Raw genomic sequence first — 21,697 nt, 5'->3', positions numbered from 1 at the left:
TATTGAAACTAGCTCCCAATAAGTTAACCTACTATCAACGAGGTAAGAGGGCTATGCAGCTTGTCACGGCTACGTTTTAGATGTCTTTGTCACCCCCTCAGGTCTTTATTACTTACCAAATTACTTGCAAATGAGAGTAAATTCATTTGCAAATTGCCATGAGTGCTAAACCTGAGTTTCCAGCTTGTATTCCACAGCAAGACTTGGATCATAGTCGTGAATACCCAATGCTTCCATATATTTAGGGATAGCTTTATCAACCGTGTACTTTAGCTCTAAAATGCTGCGAGCATTATGACCCAGTTCGGCAGCAGATTTAGGGTTTGCTGCTAAGTCGTTGATGTAATTAGCTAAACCTTGAGCATCACCATTAGCAAAACATTTTCCACAGTTACCTTCAGCAACAATGTCCCGCAAGTAATTATTCTCAGGACAGATGGCGGCAACGGGACGACCTGCCGCTAAGATGCCATACATTTTTGATGGTGCGATCGTATCGCCGACATTCGGCAAAACACTAACAAGGGAGAGATCGCAAGCGGTCAGAGAAAAGGGCAGCACATCTTGATCTTGGTATGGCATTTGGATCGCGTTAGTTAGCTTACCTGCGGCGATCGCTTCTTTGACGATCTTAGCTCCAACCCCATTGCCAATAAACAGGAACTTGATATTTGGATGATCCTTTAACAGATAAGCTGCTTCTAAAATCGTATTGGCATCATGGCAGCGCCCCAAATTTCCTGAGTAAAGCACGATAAAACTATCAACCAAGTCATTCGCCCTTGCAAACCAATTATCCGACTTAGCGATCGGGCGGATCAATTTGGGATCAGCCCAACTATGAATGACATAAATTTTGTCGGCAAGTTGAGGGTTTTTTGATACTAGTAACTGTTTCATGGGATCGCTGAGAACGATCAAGGATGTCGCCCTGTCCCACACCTTACGGTTCAGAAATTCCCACAGATGAACCACCCAATGATTTTCATTGACCACACCTAACCGCACCGCAACTTCAGGATAAACATCATAAACAATGCAGCTATAGGTATGTCCAAAGATTTTGTTGTAAAACCAGCCAATCAAGCCTAGAAATGGCGGTGCAGAGGTCAAGACCAAATGTGAACCACGCATCCCCCGACTACGAAATTTAATCACGCAGCGCAGCAAAAACAAAATACTAGCCAACAGCTTGTTGCGAATGCGTTTGGACATGAGGTTAATGGAGCCAGTACGTTTGACGTTGACCCCATTGAGATCTTCTTGGCGTTTTACATTTGTTTGTCTAAAGGCATACCCTGGCATACCTGTAAAAACTCCCACATCAAAGCCCTGTTTAGCTAAACCATGGGCTAAATCATATATAAACTGACCAGTTGCCGCATAATCAGGTGGATAGAATTGGGTAATGATACTTATGCTAGCTTTTACGTGATTTTTATGCGATATCTTCTTGAGCATTATTTATTCTGTGCTGAATTGACTTTTCTACAACTAGCTGCGTATCAGATTTTGTATTGGCTCCTGCAAAGCTTTACTGGATTTAAAACCAATCTGGATAATTACTCCTTTCGCATTTCAGAATTAATGTTGTGGCGTTGCGCCCCATACCGTTAATTCTGGGCTTCAATATCTATTGTTAGACTGGAAAGGGAGTATAAATGTTCGTTTAAGTTAGCTTGAAGGAGATCTGCCAAGTGAAATCCATCTAAATATCTGTATAACTATACCTTGAATTTGCTTTATGCCAAGACTAAAAATCACTGCATTATCTTTAGACTTGCAAAATTCTAGAGATTATTGATGCAGATTCCCTACCTTGAGAATACTTGAGCTTGCAGGTTTGAGGATCGGCTGAATGTATTGTTGCCGACAACTGTCAACGTTTTCAAGCAAAAATGTTACAGATCTTGCTGTCGATAATTTAGTTGGTTGCTCCCCTTACTTCTAAGGATTAGTGAATCGCCGTTTACCGCTAATCTTTGGGTTTTGATGTCAGTTTATGTTAATTATCCGACTAGTAAGGGATTACTCGATTCGATTACAGAATAATGGTTTTAAAGATGGCTTTCATTGCGAAGCATCCGTTTGTAAGATAGCCACCCCGATGCGATCGCTACGATCAGAAAGCCCACTAAAAACCGCAGATGCAGCAGCAAGTCATAGTTATCCCAAGATTTACTATTGGTAGATAGGGCAGTAAATGCTTCACTCATGTGATATACAGGGTTGAACTGTGTAATTAACAATAAATCTTTTGATAGAAATGTGGTGGGAAAAAAAGCGCCGCCAAGGATTAGCAAAGGTACGCCCACAGCAGCAACTAATGAGTTAACATCTTCGGCACGGCGAGCAAATTTGGTGGCAAGGACAAAGCCGATGCCAACATAGGAGGCAATACTGGCGAAAATTACAAATAGCCCAAGGACGATTGAGCCATTAAATCGCACTTCCCAAAAAGAGGCGATCGCGTAGATGAGCAGTGTTTGCCCGATACCAATTACGGCATAGGCAAAGAAAATCCCTAGAAAGTAAGAAACACCGTGAATTGGGGCAATTAGTAAGCGCTTAATTGTCAGACTTTCGCGTTCAGAGACAATGGTGGACATCGTACCGCCGAGACAACTAAAAAATAGGGCAGAACCAATTAAGGTCGCTGGTGCAGCTAACTTAAAGGATTCGGCAGTAGAGATTTTGGAGCCTTCAGCCAAAACAAAGCCATTGAGCAACAACATAGAAACAGGAAATATCACCCACAACAATAAAGTTCGGTAGGTGCGAAATAGCTCTAACAAAATGCGCCGCCCGATCGCGATCGCTTCATATCCATAGTTCATGGGAGTTTTTGACTGAGATAATCAGAAAACAAAGGAAATCTATAAAAATCTATAAAAATCTATAAAATAGGATTCTCTTTAAAAATTTTTGCAGAATTTTTCAAAGCGTCAAGTGTTTGCCGAAGGGTTACTGGGTAAATCTTGGGTAACTCGCTGCAATTAACATTACTGTAGAAAGTGGTAGAAATTTGTGCTGAAAGGTAAATTTGACTATCCCAAATACCTAAAAATCATCGCTATTGTTGCTGTCGGGATCTACCTTGCTTTTAGACTCAAGCAAACATTGCAACTGTTACTGATTAGCCTGTTTTTGGCAGGGGCGATCGCGCCAATTGTCGAGCAGATCACTAAATGGCGCATCAAATATAAGCATTGGCATCTGGGACTGGGGAAAGCGGCGGCGATCGCCATGCTCTACCTGTTTCTGTTGATTGTGATAGTTTTGGCAGTTGCCCCCGCACCACAAATTATCCTAGAACTAGGGCAGTTTTTGATCAAGTTGCCCAGTTTACTAGAACAGATCCAACTGCCAAAAGGTGGTTTATTCAATAACATCAGTCAAGAACAACTCAATAAGCTCTTGCAAACGCAGCCCATAATTGAGCAAGCACAGAATTTTGGTCGGGATATCGTTGGGCAAACCTTTGGCTTTACATTGCAAGTATTCAATGCGATCGGTTTAGCCATTTTGAGCATGATGATCGCTGCATATATGGTGATCAACTCCGAAAGTCTCACTCAGCGATGCTTAAATCCCTTCCCAATCAAGATCCAAACCGAGGTCAAAGCCCTAATCCCCCCAATCAATAGATGTCTAGGTGCTTATGTGGTTGGCAGGTTTGGCACTTCCACCCTGTTAGGATTCTGCACTTACTTAATATTATCGATCGCTGGCATTCCCTTTGCAGGGGCATTGGGGCTGTTGGTGGCGGTGCTAAATCTTATCCCCTATATCGGCGGACTGGTGGCTTTAGTTGCCATTTTCATTGCCGCTTGGGGCGTTGATTTTAATCGAGGGGCGATCGCCTTAGTAATTTGCTTTGGACTGCAACAAATTGAAGCCTTTATCCTGCAACCTTGGTTAGTTGCGCCTTACCTAAACCTTGACCCCTTCGAGCTTTTATTATCAATCATCGTTGGTTTCGAGCTATTTGGTATTGTTGGCAGTGTTCTCGCGCCACCGATCGCAGGCAGCAGCAGAATTTTATTCAATCATTTCTCCGCCCAAAGAAATAGCATCAAGCAAACCCCAGATCCAGATTAATAAACTTGAAACCATTCATGCACTTCATAATCCGTCCAAATGCCATTTTGCCAATAGGGATCAGCCTCTACTAATTGGCGCACCGAGTCCTCATCCACTGCCGCATATACTGCAAATACCTTAGTTACATCCTGCGTTGGACCAATGCTTAGTAGCTGCCCCGATTCATGGAGAGCTTTGAGATTATCCAAATGGGCTTGGCGATATGGCATTCGTTTATCGATGACACCTTCACAGTAACTTCCCCACATGATAAATTTTTTGAGTTCAGACATAAATTTTATATGGATTTTTTGTATGGATTTTTGATCTTCCCGCGAATTAGCTAGTTTTCTGACATTGTAGTGTGGGCATATTGACTGCCTTGGACAGAGACTTGTCAACCAATCAGGCATTGGTTAGACCCAAAGAATATTTTAAAAGCCTTGTTTCATAGGATTTTTAAAATATTCTTGATGGATTCTTGATGGATTCTTGATGGCGGTTTGAGTGTCAAGCACTTTGAATTGCGTTAATTAAAGAAAAGCCGATCAACTAACAAAGCAACAGTGGTGGCAAAAATAGTTACCCCGATCGCCACAATCAGGTTCTGCCCTTGGCTCACGCTAAAACAAGCTACAGCGCCAGCGCCCAAACCTGCGGTGACAGCAGCAACTACAGGATCTTTTGTAGAGTTCTTGTACATTTTTTGAATTCCGAATATCTAAAAACATTTATTAATGACAAACAGACTACATTAGCTGTCTTGATACTGTGGCGGCTGCTCAATAATTCTTCTTGTAAAACACTTTTTTCGTAACATTCATTAACAATTTACCAACCTTACTGATGCCGATCGCGATTGCTCGATTACGATGTTTTACCCAATTCCTGACCAAGTATTTACAAGAAGAAGCCCGAAGACCTTGCTTTGCAAAGTTTTCAAATTTTTTCTCGGTTGGGATTTGAGCGCAAAGCACCGTAAGCAAAAGTTGTCACCAAATATCTGATAGATTTATATATGTTTACAAAACTAATTTAATAAAAAACTTTATGAGCTTACTGATCGTCGGTGCGACAGGTACACTAGGTCGTCAAATCACCCGTCATGCACTAGATCGGGGGCTAAAGGTCAAGTGTCTTGTCCGATATCCCAAAAAGGCAGGCTTTTTGAGGGAATGGGGAGCCGAGCTAGTGGCTGGTAGCCTTACTAATACCGAAAGTTTAGACGACGCATTGGAAGGTATCACCGAAATCATTGATGCCGCCACTACCCGCGCCACCGACTCCCTCAGGATTAAAGATGTCGATTGGTCAGGTCAAGTCGCATTGATCCAAGCCGCCGAACGCGCCAAGGTAGAACGCTTCATTTTCTTCTCTATCCTCAATGCTGAAAAATATCCCAATGTGCCATTGATGGATATCAAAAACTGTACTGAGAAATTTCTAGCATCCACTGATTTAAACTACACCATCCTCAAGCCCTGCGGCTTCTTCCAAAATCTAATTGGTGAATATGCCATCCCCATTTTAGAAAACCAAACTATTTGGGTTGGCGGGGAATCTTCGCCGATCGCCTATATGAATACCCAAGACATCGCCAAATTTGCAATTCGGGCTTTGACCGTCAAAGAGACAGAACGTCAATCCTTCGCGATCGCAGGGCCAAAAGCATGGCAACCCAGCGAAATCATCAAACTCTGTGAAAGAATGTCGGGGCGCACCCGCAGAACCGCTAATATGCCCATTGGCTTACTTCGGTTTGCTCGCAAGGTGGCACTGGGCTTTGAGTGGGGTTGGAGCTTTGCCGAACGCATGGCATATGCCGAAGTCCTTGCTAGTGGCATCCCTCTAGATGCAGATATGACCGAGACTTACAAGATTTTTGGGCTAGACGAAGCGGAAATGACAACTCTCGAAGCCTATATGCAGGATTACTTTAGCCGTATTCTCAAAAAGCTCAAGGAACTCGACTACAAAGAACCAAAGATCAAAGCTCCTTTCTAAACGCAAGGTTTAGAGCTTTTTTTGTCAGAAAATCAGGTTGAAAATTGAAAACCTCGCGCCTTGAGCATGGCTCTCTTTGCCTCCACCTATTGAGGCTTGAAATCGTACAGGATTATTCTTGAGAACGTTACTTTGCGCCGTTTTCAAGAATTTTTCTAGGTTTGAAACAAGCTCAAAACGCTGTAAGGTCTCACATTTTGTGCTAGAATTCGCAGTATAAGGTACTAATAATCATGCTAGTACTTGAAGCAAAATTAAGAGACAGGACAGAGAAGTACAACCTCATTGAAGAGGTGATTCGTAACGCTCTGTTTGTACGTAATAAATTACATAATTGGGTTGTCAGGAATATAGAGAATCAGGGTTATTTCATGCTCAACTTTGACATTTCATGTATTTACGAAAATGCGTTATTTTCAGGCTCATAAAGGGCATACCCGAATTCACGCCTGTGGAGAGCTAGACCTCTGTCAAGTTGATGCAAATCTGCTTGGTAAGTTGTCTAGCTGAATCAGTAATCTCTGGCGCTTCAGCGCTGAGAATGTCAATATTCATTTTCCTCAAAAACTAAACATTGTGGCAGTAGTCCAAATCAAAAAATCATGAGCAAATCACCCCTAGACGCTTTCTTTATTGGTAGAGCCACTGCTGAGGCGGTAATCGATCGCCTTGAAAATACTTTGTCCGATGCCTTGAGTGCTTTGGGCAAGTTTGACGCAGAACAGCGCGAACAGATTCGGATTTTTGTAGAAACAGTGATGGAAAAGGCTGACAAGCAAAAATTTACCGTTAAACCCGATGATGGCGAAATTGAGCCTGAAGAGTTGCAAGAAACCATCGATAACTTAAGGGCAGAAATCGCTCAACTAAAATCTGAGTTACAAGAATATCGCGATCGCTAAGCAATTTGAGGAACTCAATCAATGACATCGGAATGGACTGATGAGAGGCTAGATCGCTTTGCTAATAAGATTGACGAGCAGGGCGATCGCATCAATACTTTGATCGAGCAGATTGGTCAACTAGTTCAGGCTCTATATTTGGAAGTGCCTAACCTTAAGGCAGAAATATATGGCATTTCGGAAGAGGCTAGGGAAAATAGAGAGGTAACGGCTCAATTATTAGCAGAATCTAATCAGCGTATGGCGCGAATCGAGTCAATCCTCGAACGTCAAGCCGCGATCGCCATAGAGCAAGCTGAATCTGCCAAAATCCAAGCTGAATCTGCCAAAATCCAAGCTGAATCAATTAAAAACCAAGCTGAATCTGCCAAAATCCAAGCTGAATCTGCTAAAAATCAAGCGGATGTGGCTAAAACTCAAGCTGAAAGCATTCGGCTAATGATCGAAATGGTTAATCGTAAGTAAGTCAAAAAAACCTAAAAAGCAGGATCAGTACTTAGTGCTGATCCTGCTTTTTTTGTATGAGCTTATGTTGCTAACTTTGTCTAACGCAATGCTGGTGAAGCTTTGGGCGTAGCCGCAGGACTAGGAGAACCCGTGGGGCTAGGTGCTGCGGTTGGTGAATTAGCTGGTGCATTAGTTGGAGCAACGTTAGGAGAAACCGTTGGTGACGGCGCAGTGGGAACTGCGGGGGCTGGAGGTTTCTTTTCCCCCAAAACGCTGGGGCTACCATCATCAAACACACCTGCAATACAAGAAATCATTAAAGTTGCCAATGTGCCGACAAATAGAGCCTTCCAGCCAAGGTCGGAAATATCGCGGCGGCGGGAGGGAATCAGGGCGATCGTGCCACCCACAAAAATGCCGACAGAGGCAAGGTGGGCAAATCCAGACAGGGCATAACTTACAATAATTACTGTGCGATCGCTAATGATGCCATCCTTAGCCGCCTGAGCCAAAGCTTGATAGGGTGGGATCGCCGTCTCTAACAAGCGCCGCCCAATGATTACCGAAGCCGTCCAAGAATCATCTAGGGATACCCCTGTTAACAATGTTAAGGGATAGAATAAAGCGCCTTGAATATTTGGTAAATTAATAATCTTAAAAATGTCGCTAATTGTGGCTAACCAACCAAAAATTTGATTGATTAAATCCACTAAGCCTACAATCAAAATCAAAATTGCGGCGATCGAAGCTGCCATCTTCAAGCCATCCAAAGCGCCAATAATTGTGGCATCCATTGGACTCATGCGCTTCATTGCCTCGCCGCCTGCATTCTCTAGTTCACCCTCTTCATTTTCATTCTTAGCCGCCTTATCCTCCTTCGGAATCCCGCCCATCGTTAAGGGGACTTCGGTTTCAGGCACAAGAATTTTTGACAGTACAAAGCAGGCAGGGATCGCAATAATCGAAGCAGAAACTAAATGCCCTAAAATATTGGGAAAAACAGGACGTAAAAAGCTGGTGTAAATCGCCAAGGTTGATGAAGCCGCCGTGCCGAAACAACAGGCAAGAATCGCGCATAGTTCGCTGCGAGTCATTTTCGGTAAATAAGGCTTAACCACGATCGCCGCCTCAATACCCACAAAAATATTGGCAGCCCCACTCAAAGACTCAGCCCCACTCAAGCGCATCGTCCAGAAAAATAACTTGGCAAATACTTCGACAATTTTTTGGATGATGCCCAGATTTTCTAGCAAAGCCATAAAACCAGAGAAAAATACCACTGCTGGCAAAGCTCTAAACGCAAACACATAAGCTAAGCGATTAGTCGTACAGTAATTTGTCGCCGCATTAGCTACACTAGTCAAGTCATCTAACAAAACTTGACCTGGTGGGCAAGTGCCATCGGGTCTAGCGGGTAAAAGCACATAGGGCTCTTGACCCGTTGGTGGCACTAATAACCTGCCAAATACAAATCTAGCCCCAGTATCCGCCGATGCAAATACACCATCTAGCAGATTGCTAAACCATTGCAGGGCATCTCTAGTTTGAGGCAGTTGAAATATTAAAAATCCTAAGACTAACTGTAAGCCGACCCCCCAAATAATGACTCGCCACGGAATGACTCGGCGATCTTCGGAAAAGATCCAAGCCACAAAGCACAAGCCAAAAATGCCGAAAAAGGAGACGAAGTTTAGATAGGTCATGGCAAATGTACAGGCTGACGAAATATCTAGCTAGAGTAATCTACACCAAAATGCCAAAATTCGACCTAAAAAAATACAGGCTGGCATAGCCAGTCTGTATTTTTTAGATTTTAGGCTTCACCTATATCTTCACCTATGTATTTCAAAACTACCACCGACAGAGGTGGTGCAGTCACATCGAGGGAATAGGGCTTGCCATGAGTGCCATAGTCATCGGTATATTTGCCACCAAGATTACCAATGCCACTACCACCATAGATTGGCGCATCGCTATTGAGGATTTCTTTATAAAAACCTTTTTCTGGAACCCCTACTCGATAGTTATGATGGGGAACAGGGGTAAAGTTGCAAACTACTAATACAAAGTCACCATGCTCTGCCTTGCGTAAGAAAGAAATTACAGAGTTTTGGGTGTCATTGCACTCGATCCATTCAAAGCCATCCTGCGAAAAGTCCTGAACATATAGCTCTGGGGTTGATCGCAATAGTTTGTTAAGATCGCCAATATAGGTTTGCAGACTCTTGTGTGGCTGGTACTGTAACAGATGCCATTCTAGATCGCCCCAAACATTCCACTCTGACCATTGCCCAATTTCCATACCCATAAACATGGTCTTCTTACCTGGGTGGGTAAACATATAGCCATAGAGACAGCGCAAATTAGCGAATTTCTGCCACTCATCCCCTGGCATCTTGCCGATCATCGGACTCTTGCCATGTACCACTTCATCATGGGAAAGCGCCAGCATGAAGTTTTCGCTGAAGGCATACCAAATGCTGAAAGTGAGGTAATTGTTGTTATGTCCTCGGAAATATGGGTCAAGCTTGAAGTAGTTGAGCATATCGTGCATCCAGCCCATATTCCACTTCAGGTTAAAGCCTAAGCCCCCTGAGTAAGCGGGCCATGTCACCATGGGCCAAGAGGTGGACTCTTCGGCGATCGATAGCGCCCCAGGGTAATAAGTGAATAGAATGCTGTGCAAATGACGGAATAACTCGATCGCTTCGAGACTTTCGCGACCGCCATACTCATTGGGTAGCCATGTGCCTGCCTCACGGTTGTAATCACGGTAGATCATGGAGGCAACTGCATCCACACGGATGCCGTCTATGTGATATTTCTCGAACCAAAATAAAACATTGGCAATTAGAAAATTCTTCACCTCACTACGTTTGTAGTTAAAGATTTTCGTACCCCATTCCTTATGTTCGCCAATCCTCACATCCGCAGGCTCATAAAGAAATGTGCCATCAAAGAATGACAAACCATGTCCATCCTTGGGGAAATGGGCAGGAACCCAGTCAACGATAATGCCAATGTTGTTTTGGTGGCACTTATCAATGAAATACATCAAGTCCTGTGGTGTGCCATAGCGCGAGGTGGCGGCGTAATAGCCTGTCACCTGATAACCCCATGACCCATCAAAGGGATGCTCAGCGATCGGCATGACTTCGATGTGGGTATAGCCCATGCCCTTGACATAGGGAATCAAATCTTCAGCGAGTTCTCGGTAGGTAAGAAATCTGGCTCCTGGCTTGAGGTCAGCCGCCGCTACCGCAGGATAGCCACTTTCCGGTGGGTGATCCATCGCCGAGTGCATCCATGATCCAAGGTGCAGCTCATAAACGGAAATTGGCTGCTTAAGTGGATCTTGGCTACGGCGATTATCTAGCCAATCTTGATCGTGCCATTGATAATCATTGAGATCGGTGACGATGGAAGCTGTTTTGGGGCGAATTTCCTGAAAGAATCCATAGGGATCGGACTTTTCGTAAATATGTCCTTCAGGGCTTTTAATTTCATATTTGTAAACTGTGCCAATGGTCAAATCGGGAATAAACAAGTCCCAAATGCCTGTATGCCCTTTCCGCATTTGGTGCTTGCGTCCGTCCCAGCTATTAAAGTCGCCGATTACAGATACATTTCTGGCATTAGGAGCCCAGACTGCAAAATATACGCCGCTTACGCCGTCAATTTCGGTGGGGTGAGCGCCCATTTTTTCATAGATCTGATAATGCGTGCCTTCGCCAAATAGGTAGGCATCAAACTCGGTGAGGAGTGGTGATTTAAAATAATAGGGATCGCGCATCAGGCGATCGCCCTGACTAGATTTAACCTTGAGTTGATAGCTAAACAGGTGGGGCGCGTCACTGATCACACATTCAAAAAAGTGGGGATGATGCACCGACTGCATGGAATATTCTTTGTTTTGATCGGGTGTAACTACGGATACTGCCTCTGCATCGGGTAGATACGCTCTAACCACCCATACCGATTTACCATCTTGCTCAATTTCATGTGGGCCGAGGACTGTAAAGGGGTCGTGGTGTTGATTCCACACAATGCGATCAATTTGCTCGGTGGGGAGGGTTGGGGTCATATCTCTATTAGTAAACGCACATATTTAAATTACTGCATATTATTCCCTAAATTACGGGGTGTAATCTAAACTAAAGAGGAATAGTGGATTTCATTTTTATTTCATACACAGTGATTAGGTTAAAATCTCTAGTGAATTTTTTTTGCCTCAGCGATCGCCTCAATTAAAGCCTTAGCCTCTGGTGCGCCTGCTGATTTTTGAAATTGCCAAGGATATGGCATTTTGCCCCTTAAAACCATCCGCATCCCAAGGGGGAAAATACTTAATAACCCTTTTAAGTCGCGGAAGTTATCGCCGACTACAATCACCCCAAATTTGCTTTCATCGATCCAACCATCTTCTTTAACTAGTTCAACCATTGTATGCCGATGGCGCTGGGCTGTGGATTTTGGCAAATCAGGGTTAGCGAGAATCTCATGCTTGATTTGGGAAATGCGATCTAGGGGTTGTACTTCTACTGGACAGACCTCATTGCAGTTATAACATCGGGTGCAGTCCCAGACAAACCCTGATTCGTTATATTTGGCAACCCTTTCCTCTGTACGATCATCGCGATTATCTGCCATGACCCGATATGCTTTGGCTAGGGCATGGGGACCCACAAAGCGATCGCTTACGGCGGCAGCATTACATTCTGAATAGCAGGAACCGCAGAGAATACAGTTGGCGGCAGCTTGGAGTTGGGCGCGTTGGGCAGGGGTTTGCAGGTATTCGGTTTTGCTGATTTGTCGCGATGCTGTAGAGACATAGGGATCAACTTTATGAAGGTTGTCCCAAAATTTGGTCATATCCACAATCAAATCTTTAATTACGGGTAAGTTGTGCATCGGTTCGATGACCAGTTCCGTGTCTTGCGCTCCCATCACTTCGCTAATATGCTTTTGACAGGCTAAACCCGATCGCCCATTAATTCGCATGGCACAGGAGCCACAAATAGCATTGCGACAGTTGCGCCGAAATCCAATGGAACCATCCTGCTCCTCTTGAATTTTGATTAAGGCATCAAGGACTGTGGTGCGATCAGGATTAGCCTTGATTGTGTAGGTTTGGTAATTTGCATCAGCTTGACGCGAAGCTTGGCGATGCAATTTCACCGTGATACTGGGTAAGGTCATAGATTTTACTTCTCTTTGCTGAAGGGGCCATGTTTTGGCTATATTGGCACAATTGGCGGTAATGATCGCACAATTCTAGCTGCTCCCCGCAGTTGTTGAGCATACCATTTTGATACAGGATCACTGCCTTGTAAGGCACTAATAGCAATGCCATTATGTCCATGTTCCTTGCCAGAACTATGAATATATTGATCGTTGCCAATATAAATACCAACATGGGTGGCTTTGGTGGAGTTGCCAAAGAAAATCAAATCACCAATTTGTAAGTCCTGTGGCAGTTGTCCACCTTCAAGGCGATCGCCAAATGCCTCCTGCTGATAAGCATCACGGGGAATAATAATCCCAACTGAGGCAAAAGCTGCCTGCATTAAACCTGAGCAGTCATAGTTAGGGGCAACCGTACCTCCCCACAGATATTCATTGGGCGTTGACATTGCTTGTTGGATATAGGCGATTACCTGCGGCAGGCGATCGCTAATTGCTGATGCGTTTGGGATGGGTGGTAACTGAGCAATATATTTCTGGCGATCGCATAGTTGTAATTTTTCTAAGTCACCGTGCCATAGCCATCCCCCATAATCATCCGCCAATAGTTTAATTTCTAAATAGTCTAATTGCTTATTTAATGCTGCGGTTAGTTCTGTGTCTTGAGTTTGTAAGTAGCGCCCCTTTGCCATTTGGGTTGCTAGGCGATCGCCTGTATTGGCATCATAGATATTGATATCTGTATTGCTGTAATAGATAAGATTGGGCATTGGGGATTGGGGATTGGCTATGTAATGATTCTCTATTAGGGCATACTCTATTAGGGAATACCCTAAATGTGGAACATCTGTTGATAATTTGGCTGTTGGTTCAATGTGAACGACAAAATCATGGAGTTTTTGATTTGAGAAGGAGCTATTCACTTGAGGTTGACATAGTAATCACAACTTTTTTTTGTCATTGACAGAATTATATGAGGGTTGCCAACCAAAATCATACCGTTACAGCAATTTTAACTGCGTTGTGGTGCAAGACTTTCAAAATTTGCCCTAGAAAATTTGCCCTAGATTGTAAGTAAGTCTGCGCCAATCTCTGTCAACCCAATGCTGGCGAACTAAAATTTTGACCGTACCTGTGCCATTTTTGACAAGATGTGGTAACGTATTGGCACTTTTGGACTGTCAAAAACCAACATAGCCCGATCGCTGCTCAACTCTTGCCCCTAAGATCGCATCCCAGATCGCCATTATGTACATTAAAAATGTAGAACTCACTAGATTTAAGTCCTTCGGCTCCACTGTGTCGATCCCACTTTTGCAAGGGTTTACGGTGATTTCGGGACCAAATGGGTCGGGTAAGTCGAATATTTTGGATGCCTTGCTGTTTGCGCTGGGGTTAGCGGGGTCAAAGGGGATGCGAGCCGATCGCTTGCCAGATTTGGTTAACCAAGCTCACAGCAAAAGTGGGCGGATGGTGGAGGCGAGTGTGATCGTCACCTTTGCGTTGGAAGATGCGGAAATGGCGGCGTTGCAGAGTGAAGGCGCGATCGCTAATGTGGCGGCGGCGGGTGAATGGACGGTCATGCGGAAGTTGCGGGTGACGAGTCAGGGGACTTATACTTCCACCTATTACATTAATGGAACGCCTTGCAATTTGAGCGAACTCCATGAACAGTTAGCCAAGTTCCGTATTTATCCTGAAGGCTATAATGTGGTATTGCAAGGGGATGTTACGGGCATTATCTCGATGAATTCGCGGGAAAGGCGAGAGATTATTGATGAGTTGGCGGGGGTGGGCGAGTTCGATCGCAAAATTGCTACGGCCAAGGATAAGCTTGATGACGTAAAGGTGCAGGAGGAGCGATTCCGTATTGTTGAGCAGGAATTGATTGCCAATAAGGAGAAGTTAAAGAGCGATCGCGTCAAGGCAGAAAAATATAAGGCATTGCGCTTGGAATATGAACGCATGGAGGCATCGGAGGCGGTACTGCAACAGCGTGAAATCACCTATCAGCAATCTCTGCGTAACATTGAACTGATTAACAATCGCGAACAATGTGAAAATATCGAGAAATCCTTGATGGAACTCTCGCAGGTAATCGAAACGGGGACAGTGCAACTTAACGAACTCAGCGATCGCGTGCATACGTTGGGTGAAGAGGAGTATCTAGCGGTATCAAGCAATCTGTCGGCACAGCAAGCGGAACTACGCGGTTTGCAACGGCAACAGCAAGCCCTAACTAGCTCCTATCAAAACAATCAAAATCATATTGTCAGCACCCAAGAGGAAATTGATCGCCTCCTGTCAGAATCAACTCAGTTAGAATCGCAAAAGCAACTTCAGGATGATGCCGCAGTTACGGCTGAGAAGTCGCGGGATCAACAATCGGCAATTGTTTCCCAATATCGCAAGGAAGTACAGGCGATCGCCTCAGCATCTTCAGAATGGGTACGCCAGCAAACTCAGTTACGCCAAGATGTGGATCAAGCCCAAGCCGAACTTGATCCCCAAAAGCAGGAACAAACTCGAATTAGGGAAGTACTAAATCAGCGATCGCTGCAATTGGAAGTGCAGGAGAGGGAACTCAAAGAAATTCTCGCGGGTGAAGGGCGCTATAGCGTCGATATGCTCTCTAATCAATCCTTAGAAGATGCCCTAAGGTTGCAAGAGGCCGAGGTTAGCGGTGCAGAATCCTTAGTGCAAACCCTTGCCAAAAATCTGGCAGAAGCCCAATTAGAAGTACAACTGCAAAATGAAACTATTGATCGCCTCAATCAGGAGCAGAGGGTAAAATCTCGACAATTGGATAAACTGGAAGCTCAGGTACAGGCAAGCCGCGAAGTCCAAGGGACAAAAGCTTCACAGGTAATCATCGAAGCGGATATGTCAGGGGTTTATGGATTGGTTGCCCAATTGGGGCTGGTGGAACCCCGCTATCAGTTGGCACTGGAAATCTGTGCGGGTGGCAGATTAGGGAATCTGGTTGTCGAAAATGATGAAGTGGCGGCAGAGGCGATCGCTTTACTCAAGCGGGAAAGGGCTGGAAGAGCGACTTTTTTACCCTTGAATAAATTACAGGCAGCGCGATTCCCCTCCCGCACCGAAGCCCAAAAATTAGGGGCGATCGATTATGCCTTTAACCTTGTCACCTACGAAGACCGCTATCAGGATGTCTTCTCCTTTGTGTTTGGCAATACGCTCGTATTCGAGAATCTCAATCAAGCCAGATTTCACATTGGCAAATATCGCATGGTGACGCTAGAGGGGGAAATTCTAGAAACTTCAGGAGCCATGACTGGCGGCAGTGCGCCGTTACATACCAGTCTCCATTTTGGTAATGCCAAGCCTGCGGAGTCATCCGAAACGAAGCAATTGCGCGATCGCCTCTTGGAAATCGATCAAATGTTGGCGCGACTCAATCAACGTTTACGCGGGGCATTGACGGGTATTGCCAAATACGAAGAGCAGTTGCAAGCAGCGCGAACCACCCACCGTGAGGCGCAACTTCAGCGCGATCGCATTTATGAACAAATCGAACGCAACAACCGTGATCGCGCCCGCTTGCAAGATCAAATCCAACAAACCCGCACTGCTATTGAAATCGGACAGGCGCAATTAAATAATTTGGATGGTAACATTGCCGAACTAGAAGCCAAGTTATTAGTTAAACGTGCGGAACTAGCGGAACTGGAAAAGTCGGGAACCCACACCCGTTGGCTACAGGCGCAAGAAAGCCTCCAAGGGCAAGAAGCTCTCTTAAATGCGGCGGAAATCGAACTGCGTACTGCCAAGCAAAGGGTTGGTGAATTGGAAAATCAACATAAGCTTGCCCTTGAAAAGATGGCACAGCGCCAAGGTCGTCTGCAAGAACTTCGCAGTAATCAAACTGAATTGATTAATAATACCTCGCAAGTGCAATTGCAAATCAAACAAACTGAACAGGCGATCGCCTCCTATCAAAGTCGTCTGGAGAGCCTAGAGCAGACCATTGGCGGGGCTAAGCAAGAACGTGATGCGGCAGAGCGATCGCTGCGGACACAACAGCAACAATACCAACAACAGGAATGGCAATTACAAAAGAATCGTGAGCGCCAAGTTGAACTAGAACAACAAATTGCCCAATTCATTGAGCAGTTAGAACTCATTGAACTGCCTGATATTGTGCCTGAAGTACCTGAAGACATGACCCTCGAACAGTTGCAACTAGAGCAACGTCGCCTTCTCAAGCGCATTCAGTCGATGGAACCTGTCAACATGATGGCGATCGCCGAATATGAAGCCACATCAGAACGGCTTGATGAACTCAGTAGCCGATTGGAAACCCTCAACCAAGAGCGCACAGAACTCTTAATTAGAATTGAGAACTTCACCACATTGCGTCAACGCGCCTTTATGCAAGCCTTTGATGCTGTGAATGGACATTTTAAAGAAATCTTCTCAGAGCTATCCGATGGCGATGGCTTTTTACAATTGGAAAATCCCAACGCGCCTCTCAGTGGTGGCTTAACCCTCGTTGCCCATCCCAAGGGTAAACAAGTTCAGAACCTATCATCCATGTCTGGTGGCGAAAAGTCCCTGACTGCTCTTAGTTTTATCTTTGCATTGCAGCGCTATCGTCCTTCTCCCTTCTATGCCTTCGATGAGGTTGATATGTTTCTTGATGGCTCTAATGTGGAACGGCTATCAAAAATGGTACGCAAACAAGCCAGTCTTGCTCAGTTTATCGTGGTCAGCCTGCGCCGCCCGATGATCGAAGCCTCCGAGCGCACCATTGGCGTAACCCAAGCGCGTGGCGAACATACTCAGGTCTTGGGCTTAGAACTGCGATCGTCTTCAAGTTAGAACTCTGTTAAATTCTGTTAAACAACATTCATGCGAATTATTCATACTTCTGATTGGCACTTAGGTCGAAAATTGCGGGGCATCGATCGCACCCCTGAAATTGCCTTGGCACTTGATGAAATTTTGACCTATGCCCAAGATCAATCCATTGATGCGGTATTAGTGGCGGGGGATATTTTTGATGTACCGAATCCGACGGTGGAGGCGGAACGGGTTGCCTATGAATTTTTTTGCAAGCTCAACCAGTTGGCGATCCCTGCGGTGGCGATCGCGGGTAATCATGACTCGGCAACACGCATCGACAGTTTGGCACAGTTGCTATCCCTAGCAGGGGTGAGGGCATTGGGGCGACCACGCCTCGCTGAGGATGGTGGCGTGGTCAGTATTGATACGGCATCGGGGCGGCTATGCGTGGGGGCAATGCCCTTTATTTCAGAGCGGCGTTTGCTGTCAGCCGATGACATTTGGCAGAAGGATAGTCTTGAGCAGAGAGCTGATTACAAAACCACAGTTACGACTATTCTGCAAAATTTAGCCGATGGGTTTCAAAGCAAAGCGGTAAATGTGATGATGGCGCATATGACCATGGATGGCGCAAAGTTTACAGGTTCAGAGGCGGCTTACTATAGCGGCTCGATGTATAGTTTTGCGGGACAGGCGATTCCCTCAGAATGCCAGTATGTGGCGCTGGGGCATATTCACCGTCCCCAACAAATTCCCAATGCTGCGCCAACCTATTATTCGGGTTCTCTAATTCAAGTTGATTTTGGTGAGGTGGGCGATCAAAAGGGATTTAATATAATTGAAGTGGAGTCTGGACGACCTGCTAAGGTGAAATTTCAGCCCCTCACTTGCCAGAAACCCTTGAAACTAGTGCAGTGTCATTGGCAGGATCTCGATCAGCATTTAGAAGCAAACCGTGATTATGGTGGCTATCTCAAATTTGTCATTGCGGTAGATATTCCGCCTGTTGGTTTAGCCGATCGCGTACGAAAGTCATGCCCACAGGCGATCATTGTCGAGCCGAAGTTGACCGTACATAGTTCAAAAGCGCAAGAATTAGTTGCACAGGATTCCCATCGCTTTGAGCCGATCGCCGAATTTCAAAAGTTCTATCGCGATCGCGATCGCCACCTTGCCCCCGAAGTAATTGCGGCATTTCAAGAGTTATATATGGAGTTTAGTGATGCGTCCCATTGAATTAATCGTGGAAGGATTTACTAGTTTTCGGGCGAGGCAAACCCTGAGTTTTGTCGATCTAGATTTGTTTGCGATTACTGGCGCAACGGGTGCTGGCAAAACCTCTTTGTTAGATGCGATCACCTTTGCCCTCTATGACAAAGTGGCTCAAAAGCCCAACGCCTCAAAGGAGTTGGTGAGTCAAGGGGCAAATTTATTGCGGGTGGAATTGCGGTTTATGATGCGTCAGGCGGAATATCGTGCCATTCGCACATGGCGCAATCGCGGCAAAACCGATGAGAAAAAGTTCTTATTAGAAAAATTAGTCGATGGCGATTGGGAACCTTGGCATACTCAGCAAAAGGTCGAAGAAATAATTGGCATGGATTTTGAGACCTTCACCCGCGTGATTGTGTTGCCACAGGGTAAGTTTGATGAATTTCTCAAAGGTGAGGCAAGCAAGCGGCGGGAGATTTTGCGTCAGTTGGCAGGGTTTCAGATTTTTGAACAGATGCGAAAGGAGGCCAGCGATCGCCATATTCGTTATCGGGCTGAGCGAGAAGGTTTAGAAAAGGTGCTTGAGGGGATGCAAGTGCCGACAGAATTAGAGATACAGTCTCAGCAAAAATTGCTAAGGGATTGCGAGAGGGAAGTCCCTGAATATGAATTAAAGGTCAAGCATAATCAGGAATTATTAGCCAATGCCGAACGGTTATTTGCTCAAATCCAGCAATACCAGCAATTAACAATCCAATTAGAGTCTCTTCAACAGGATGCTAATCAGATCCAAATTCTGGAAACACAGCTTCAGCGATCGCTGCGAGCCTATGCAATTATGGGAACTTGGCAAATGTTGCAGTCCTTACGGCAGCGATTAGAGGCGGCAACTTTGGAACAGTCGACAACTAGCCAAAATCTGGCATCGGCGCAATCAGCACTAGCGCAACAAGAACTAATTTATGAACAATTCCAAGCCTCGCAATCGGTCGTTCAAAATCAAATTACCGAACAGCAAAAGAATCTAGCGATCGCCGCCTCTTTGGATCAACAACAGCAGCAGTCACAAAAGGAATTGCAAAATGCCGAGCAGAATCTATTAGAGCGATCGCAGTCTCACACCAAACTCAATGCCGCATATCAGCAAGCAGTCAAAAACTTGGCAACCCTTGAGCAAGAACTGCAAAATATCACGAGACAAGTTCAGCGATCGCTAGATCAAGATCAATTCGCCCAATTACAAAAATTGCAACAGGTTACAGAACCATTTCGGCAATGGCAAATATGCCGCGCAAATCTCATTAAACAACAGCAAAAGGTTGAACAATCACAAATAGAAATTAATCAATGCCACGATCAACTATTGCCATTGCAATCAGCGATCGCCGATCAAGAATCCCAATTAGCAAACCTTGGCGAAACCCTACAAAATGCCGAAGCTACCAATGCCACCGTTTTGCAAACTAGCCACGTCCATGCCCTTCGCGCCCACCTCCATGATGGCGATCGCTGCCCTGTATGTGAGCATAATTACAATTCGCAGGGTTTAGCCACGCTTCCCAATTTAGAACTAATTGATGTGCAACCCTTAGTTAAACAGAAAGCGCAAATTGAATCGATTCTCACTAAATCTCTGCAATCGCGGATCAAGTTAGAAACTAATTTGGCAAATTCCCAATCCAATCTTCAAGCCCAAACCCAAGAAGTTGCGGAACTATCCACGCAAATAAATGAACTCAAAAAACAGATTGATCGCATTTTAGAAATAGATTTAGAAAAAGATTCAGAAACAGATTGGCAGGATCGCGATTTAATCAGCGATCGCCAATCCCTAGAGACGCAAGTGCAAGCCCATCAAGCCCTCACGCTCAAACAGAAAGAAATAGCGATCGCCCATGAAAATGCTGTACAGCAGTTACAGATTCATCAAGAGAACCTACAACTTGCCCAAAAGGAATTGCAAAAGGCAGAACAAGAGCGATCGCTGCGGCAAACTAATCTTGTAGAGATTTCGCAACAGTTGCAAACAATCACCGCAGGGAAGAGTTATGCAGATTTGCAAAAGGAACTTGCCGCAGTGCAAATAGAAATAAGCGATCGCGCCGAGGCTGCTCAAAAGTCCTATCAAAAGGCGCGGGAACAATTGATCCAAGCGGAAGCGGCGGCGGCGAAAGCCCTTGAAAGCTTCACTAAAACTAATGCTGAATATTCGCAACAAGATGCACATTGGCAAACGGAACTAGCAAACCTGCAAATGACAGAACTGGAATTTCACGCATCGTTGGTGGCGCGATCGCAAATGGAGCAATGGCAACAGCAAATTAACCAGCATCAACGCCAATATCAAGAAATTACTACCCGTATGCAAATGTATTCCGAAGCGATCGCTGATCAGCATACCGACCTAGAGGCGATCGCTGACTTGCAAAATCAATTGCAACAAAGCGCACAGCAATTGCAACAGGCAACGGAAACCCGCGCTAGTCTCAAGGCATGGCTAGAACAGGCGCAGCAAAAACGCCAAGAATCTCAAGAACTCGCCGAACGTCAAAATTTATTACAGACCCAAGAGCAGACTTATCACATTCTCACCCAAGATCTGCGATCGGACAAATTCCAAGAATATATCCTTGATAGTCTGCAACAGGAACTGGCTAATCGCGCTTCCGAATTATTACAGCAGCTTTCCGATCAACGTTATATTCTCCAAATCGAAAATGCTGATTATTGGGTTGCCGATAATTGGAATGGCGGCGAAAAGCGGCGGGTTAAAACCCTATCAGGGGGCGAAACCTTTGCAGCATCCCTATCAATGGCATTGGCACTATCGGAAAGATTATCCATGGGAATAGAACTAGGCAGTCTATTTCTCGATGAAGGTTTTGGCACTCTCGACAGTGAAACCCTCGAATCGGTAACACAAATCCTCGAATCCCTACGTCAACAGGATCGCCTCATTGGGGTAATTACCCATATTCAATCCCTCGCTGATCGGCTACCCACCCAAATCCATGTCCGCAAGTCAATTAATGGTTCCGAATTGGTTGTGCTGTAGGAGC

15 protein-coding genes are annotated in these 21,697 nt (G+C 45.1%); 7 read left to right on the top strand and 8 right to left on the bottom strand.

The window, feature by feature from the left end:
* Window positions 1-165: 165 nt before the first annotated feature.
* Together H6F44_RS14845 and H6F44_RS14840 are read right to left on the bottom strand one after the other, a co-directional pair.
* Window positions 166-1,461 (bottom strand): glycosyltransferase family 4 protein, encoded by a 1,296-nt coding sequence (locus H6F44_RS14845; protein WP_199302141.1) that lies wholly within the window; start codon window positions 1,459-1,461, stop codon window positions 166-168.
* 596 nt (window positions 1,462-2,057) lie between these two features.
* Window positions 2,058-2,837 (bottom strand): ABC transporter permease, encoded by a 780-nt coding sequence (locus tag H6F44_RS14840; protein WP_190351810.1) that lies wholly within the window; start codon window positions 2,835-2,837, stop codon window positions 2,058-2,060.
* A gap of 190 nt (window positions 2,838-3,027) precedes the next feature.
* Between H6F44_RS14840 and H6F44_RS14835 the strand changes: the two genes are divergently transcribed.
* Window positions 3,028-4,101 carry an AI-2E family transporter gene (locus H6F44_RS14835; RefSeq protein ID WP_190351809.1) on the top strand — a complete coding sequence of 358 codons (1,074 nt, stop codon included), beginning with the start codon at window positions 3,028-3,030 and terminating at the stop codon, window positions 4,099-4,101.
* On the opposite strand, the gene H6F44_RS14830 is transcribed toward H6F44_RS14835, so the two are convergent.
* Window positions 4,098-4,376 carry a YciI family protein gene (locus H6F44_RS14830; RefSeq protein WP_242016587.1) on the bottom strand — a complete coding sequence of 93 codons (279 nt, stop codon included), beginning with the start codon at window positions 4,374-4,376 and terminating at the stop codon, window positions 4,098-4,100. The genes H6F44_RS14835 and H6F44_RS14830 overlap by 4 nt on opposite strands.
* Before the next feature lie 236 nt (window positions 4,377-4,612).
* Window positions 4,613-4,786 (bottom strand): hypothetical protein, encoded by a 174-nt coding sequence (locus tag H6F44_RS14825; RefSeq protein WP_190351808.1) that lies wholly within the window; start codon window positions 4,784-4,786, stop codon window positions 4,613-4,615.
* Between the two features lie 347 nt (window positions 4,787-5,133).
* Between H6F44_RS14825 and H6F44_RS14820 the strand changes: the two genes are divergently transcribed.
* The 3 genes from H6F44_RS14820 (at window position 5,134) to H6F44_RS14810 (ending at window position 7,454) form a co-directional block, all read left to right on the top strand.
* Window positions 5,134-6,087 carry an NmrA family NAD(P)-binding protein gene (locus tag H6F44_RS14820; protein WP_190351807.1) on the top strand — a complete coding sequence of 318 codons (954 nt, stop codon included), beginning with the start codon at window positions 5,134-5,136 and terminating at the stop codon, window positions 6,085-6,087.
* Window positions 6,088-6,689: 602 nt separating this feature from the next.
* Complete coding sequence (locus H6F44_RS14815; RefSeq protein WP_190351806.1) at window positions 6,690-6,989, top strand: DUF6825 family protein; 300 nt, start codon at window positions 6,690-6,692, stop codon at window positions 6,987-6,989.
* Window positions 6,990-7,010: 21 nt separating this feature from the next.
* Window positions 7,011-7,454, top strand: coding sequence for a hypothetical protein (locus H6F44_RS14810; RefSeq protein ID WP_190351805.1), 444 nt, complete (start codon window positions 7,011-7,013; stop codon window positions 7,452-7,454).
* Between the two features lie 80 nt (window positions 7,455-7,534).
* Here H6F44_RS14810 and H6F44_RS14805 read toward each other — a convergent pair whose 3' ends face one another.
* The 4 genes from H6F44_RS14805 to H6F44_RS14790 form a co-directional block, all read right to left on the bottom strand.
* Window positions 7,535-9,139 carry a nucleoside transporter C-terminal domain-containing protein gene (locus H6F44_RS14805; RefSeq protein WP_190351804.1) on the bottom strand — a complete coding sequence of 535 codons (1,605 nt, stop codon included), beginning with the start codon at window positions 9,137-9,139 and terminating at the stop codon, window positions 7,535-7,537.
* A 110-nt stretch (window positions 9,140-9,249) separates the two neighbouring features.
* Window positions 9,250-11,520, bottom strand: a complete 2,271-nt coding sequence (gene glgB, locus H6F44_RS14800; RefSeq protein ID WP_190351803.1) for a 1,4-alpha-glucan branching protein GlgB — start codon at window positions 11,518-11,520, stop codon at window positions 9,250-9,252.
* Between the two features lie 128 nt (window positions 11,521-11,648).
* Window positions 11,649-12,635, bottom strand: coding sequence for a succinate dehydrogenase/fumarate reductase iron-sulfur subunit (locus H6F44_RS14795; RefSeq protein ID WP_190351802.1), 987 nt, complete (start codon window positions 12,633-12,635; stop codon window positions 11,649-11,651).
* A gap of 38 nt (window positions 12,636-12,673) precedes the next feature.
* Window positions 12,674-13,390: a C40 family peptidase gene (locus H6F44_RS14790; protein WP_190351801.1), complete on the bottom strand. Its 717-nt coding sequence runs from the start codon at window positions 13,388-13,390 to the stop codon at window positions 12,674-12,676.
* Window positions 13,391-13,868: 478 nt separating this feature from the next.
* On the opposite strand from H6F44_RS14790, the gene smc reads away from it, so the two are divergent.
* From smc to H6F44_RS14775, 3 genes are read left to right on the top strand one after another with little or no spacing between them, the layout of a single operon-like run.
* On the top strand, window positions 13,869-17,462 hold the full coding sequence (smc, locus tag H6F44_RS14785) for a chromosome segregation protein SMC (RefSeq protein ID WP_190351800.1): 3,594 nt from the start codon (window positions 13,869-13,871) through the stop codon (window positions 17,460-17,462).
* 30 nt (window positions 17,463-17,492) lie between these two features.
* Window positions 17,493-18,662: a metallophosphoesterase family protein gene (locus tag H6F44_RS14780; protein ID WP_190351799.1), complete on the top strand. Its 1,170-nt coding sequence runs from the start codon at window positions 17,493-17,495 to the stop codon at window positions 18,660-18,662.
* Window positions 18,649-21,693, top strand: a complete 3,045-nt coding sequence (locus H6F44_RS14775) for an SbcC/MukB-like Walker B domain-containing protein (RefSeq protein WP_190351798.1) — start codon at window positions 18,649-18,651, stop codon at window positions 21,691-21,693. Before H6F44_RS14780 ends, H6F44_RS14775 begins: the two co-directional genes overlap by 14 nt.
* The last annotated feature ends 4 nt before the right edge of the window (window positions 21,694-21,697 follow it).

Source organism: Pseudanabaena cinerea FACHB-1277, assembly GCF_014696345.1.
GTDB classification, from domain to species: domain Bacteria; phylum Cyanobacteriota; class Cyanobacteriia; order Pseudanabaenales; family Pseudanabaenaceae; genus Pseudanabaena; species Pseudanabaena cinerea.
This window is presented reverse-complemented; position numbering and strand designations above follow the sequence as displayed.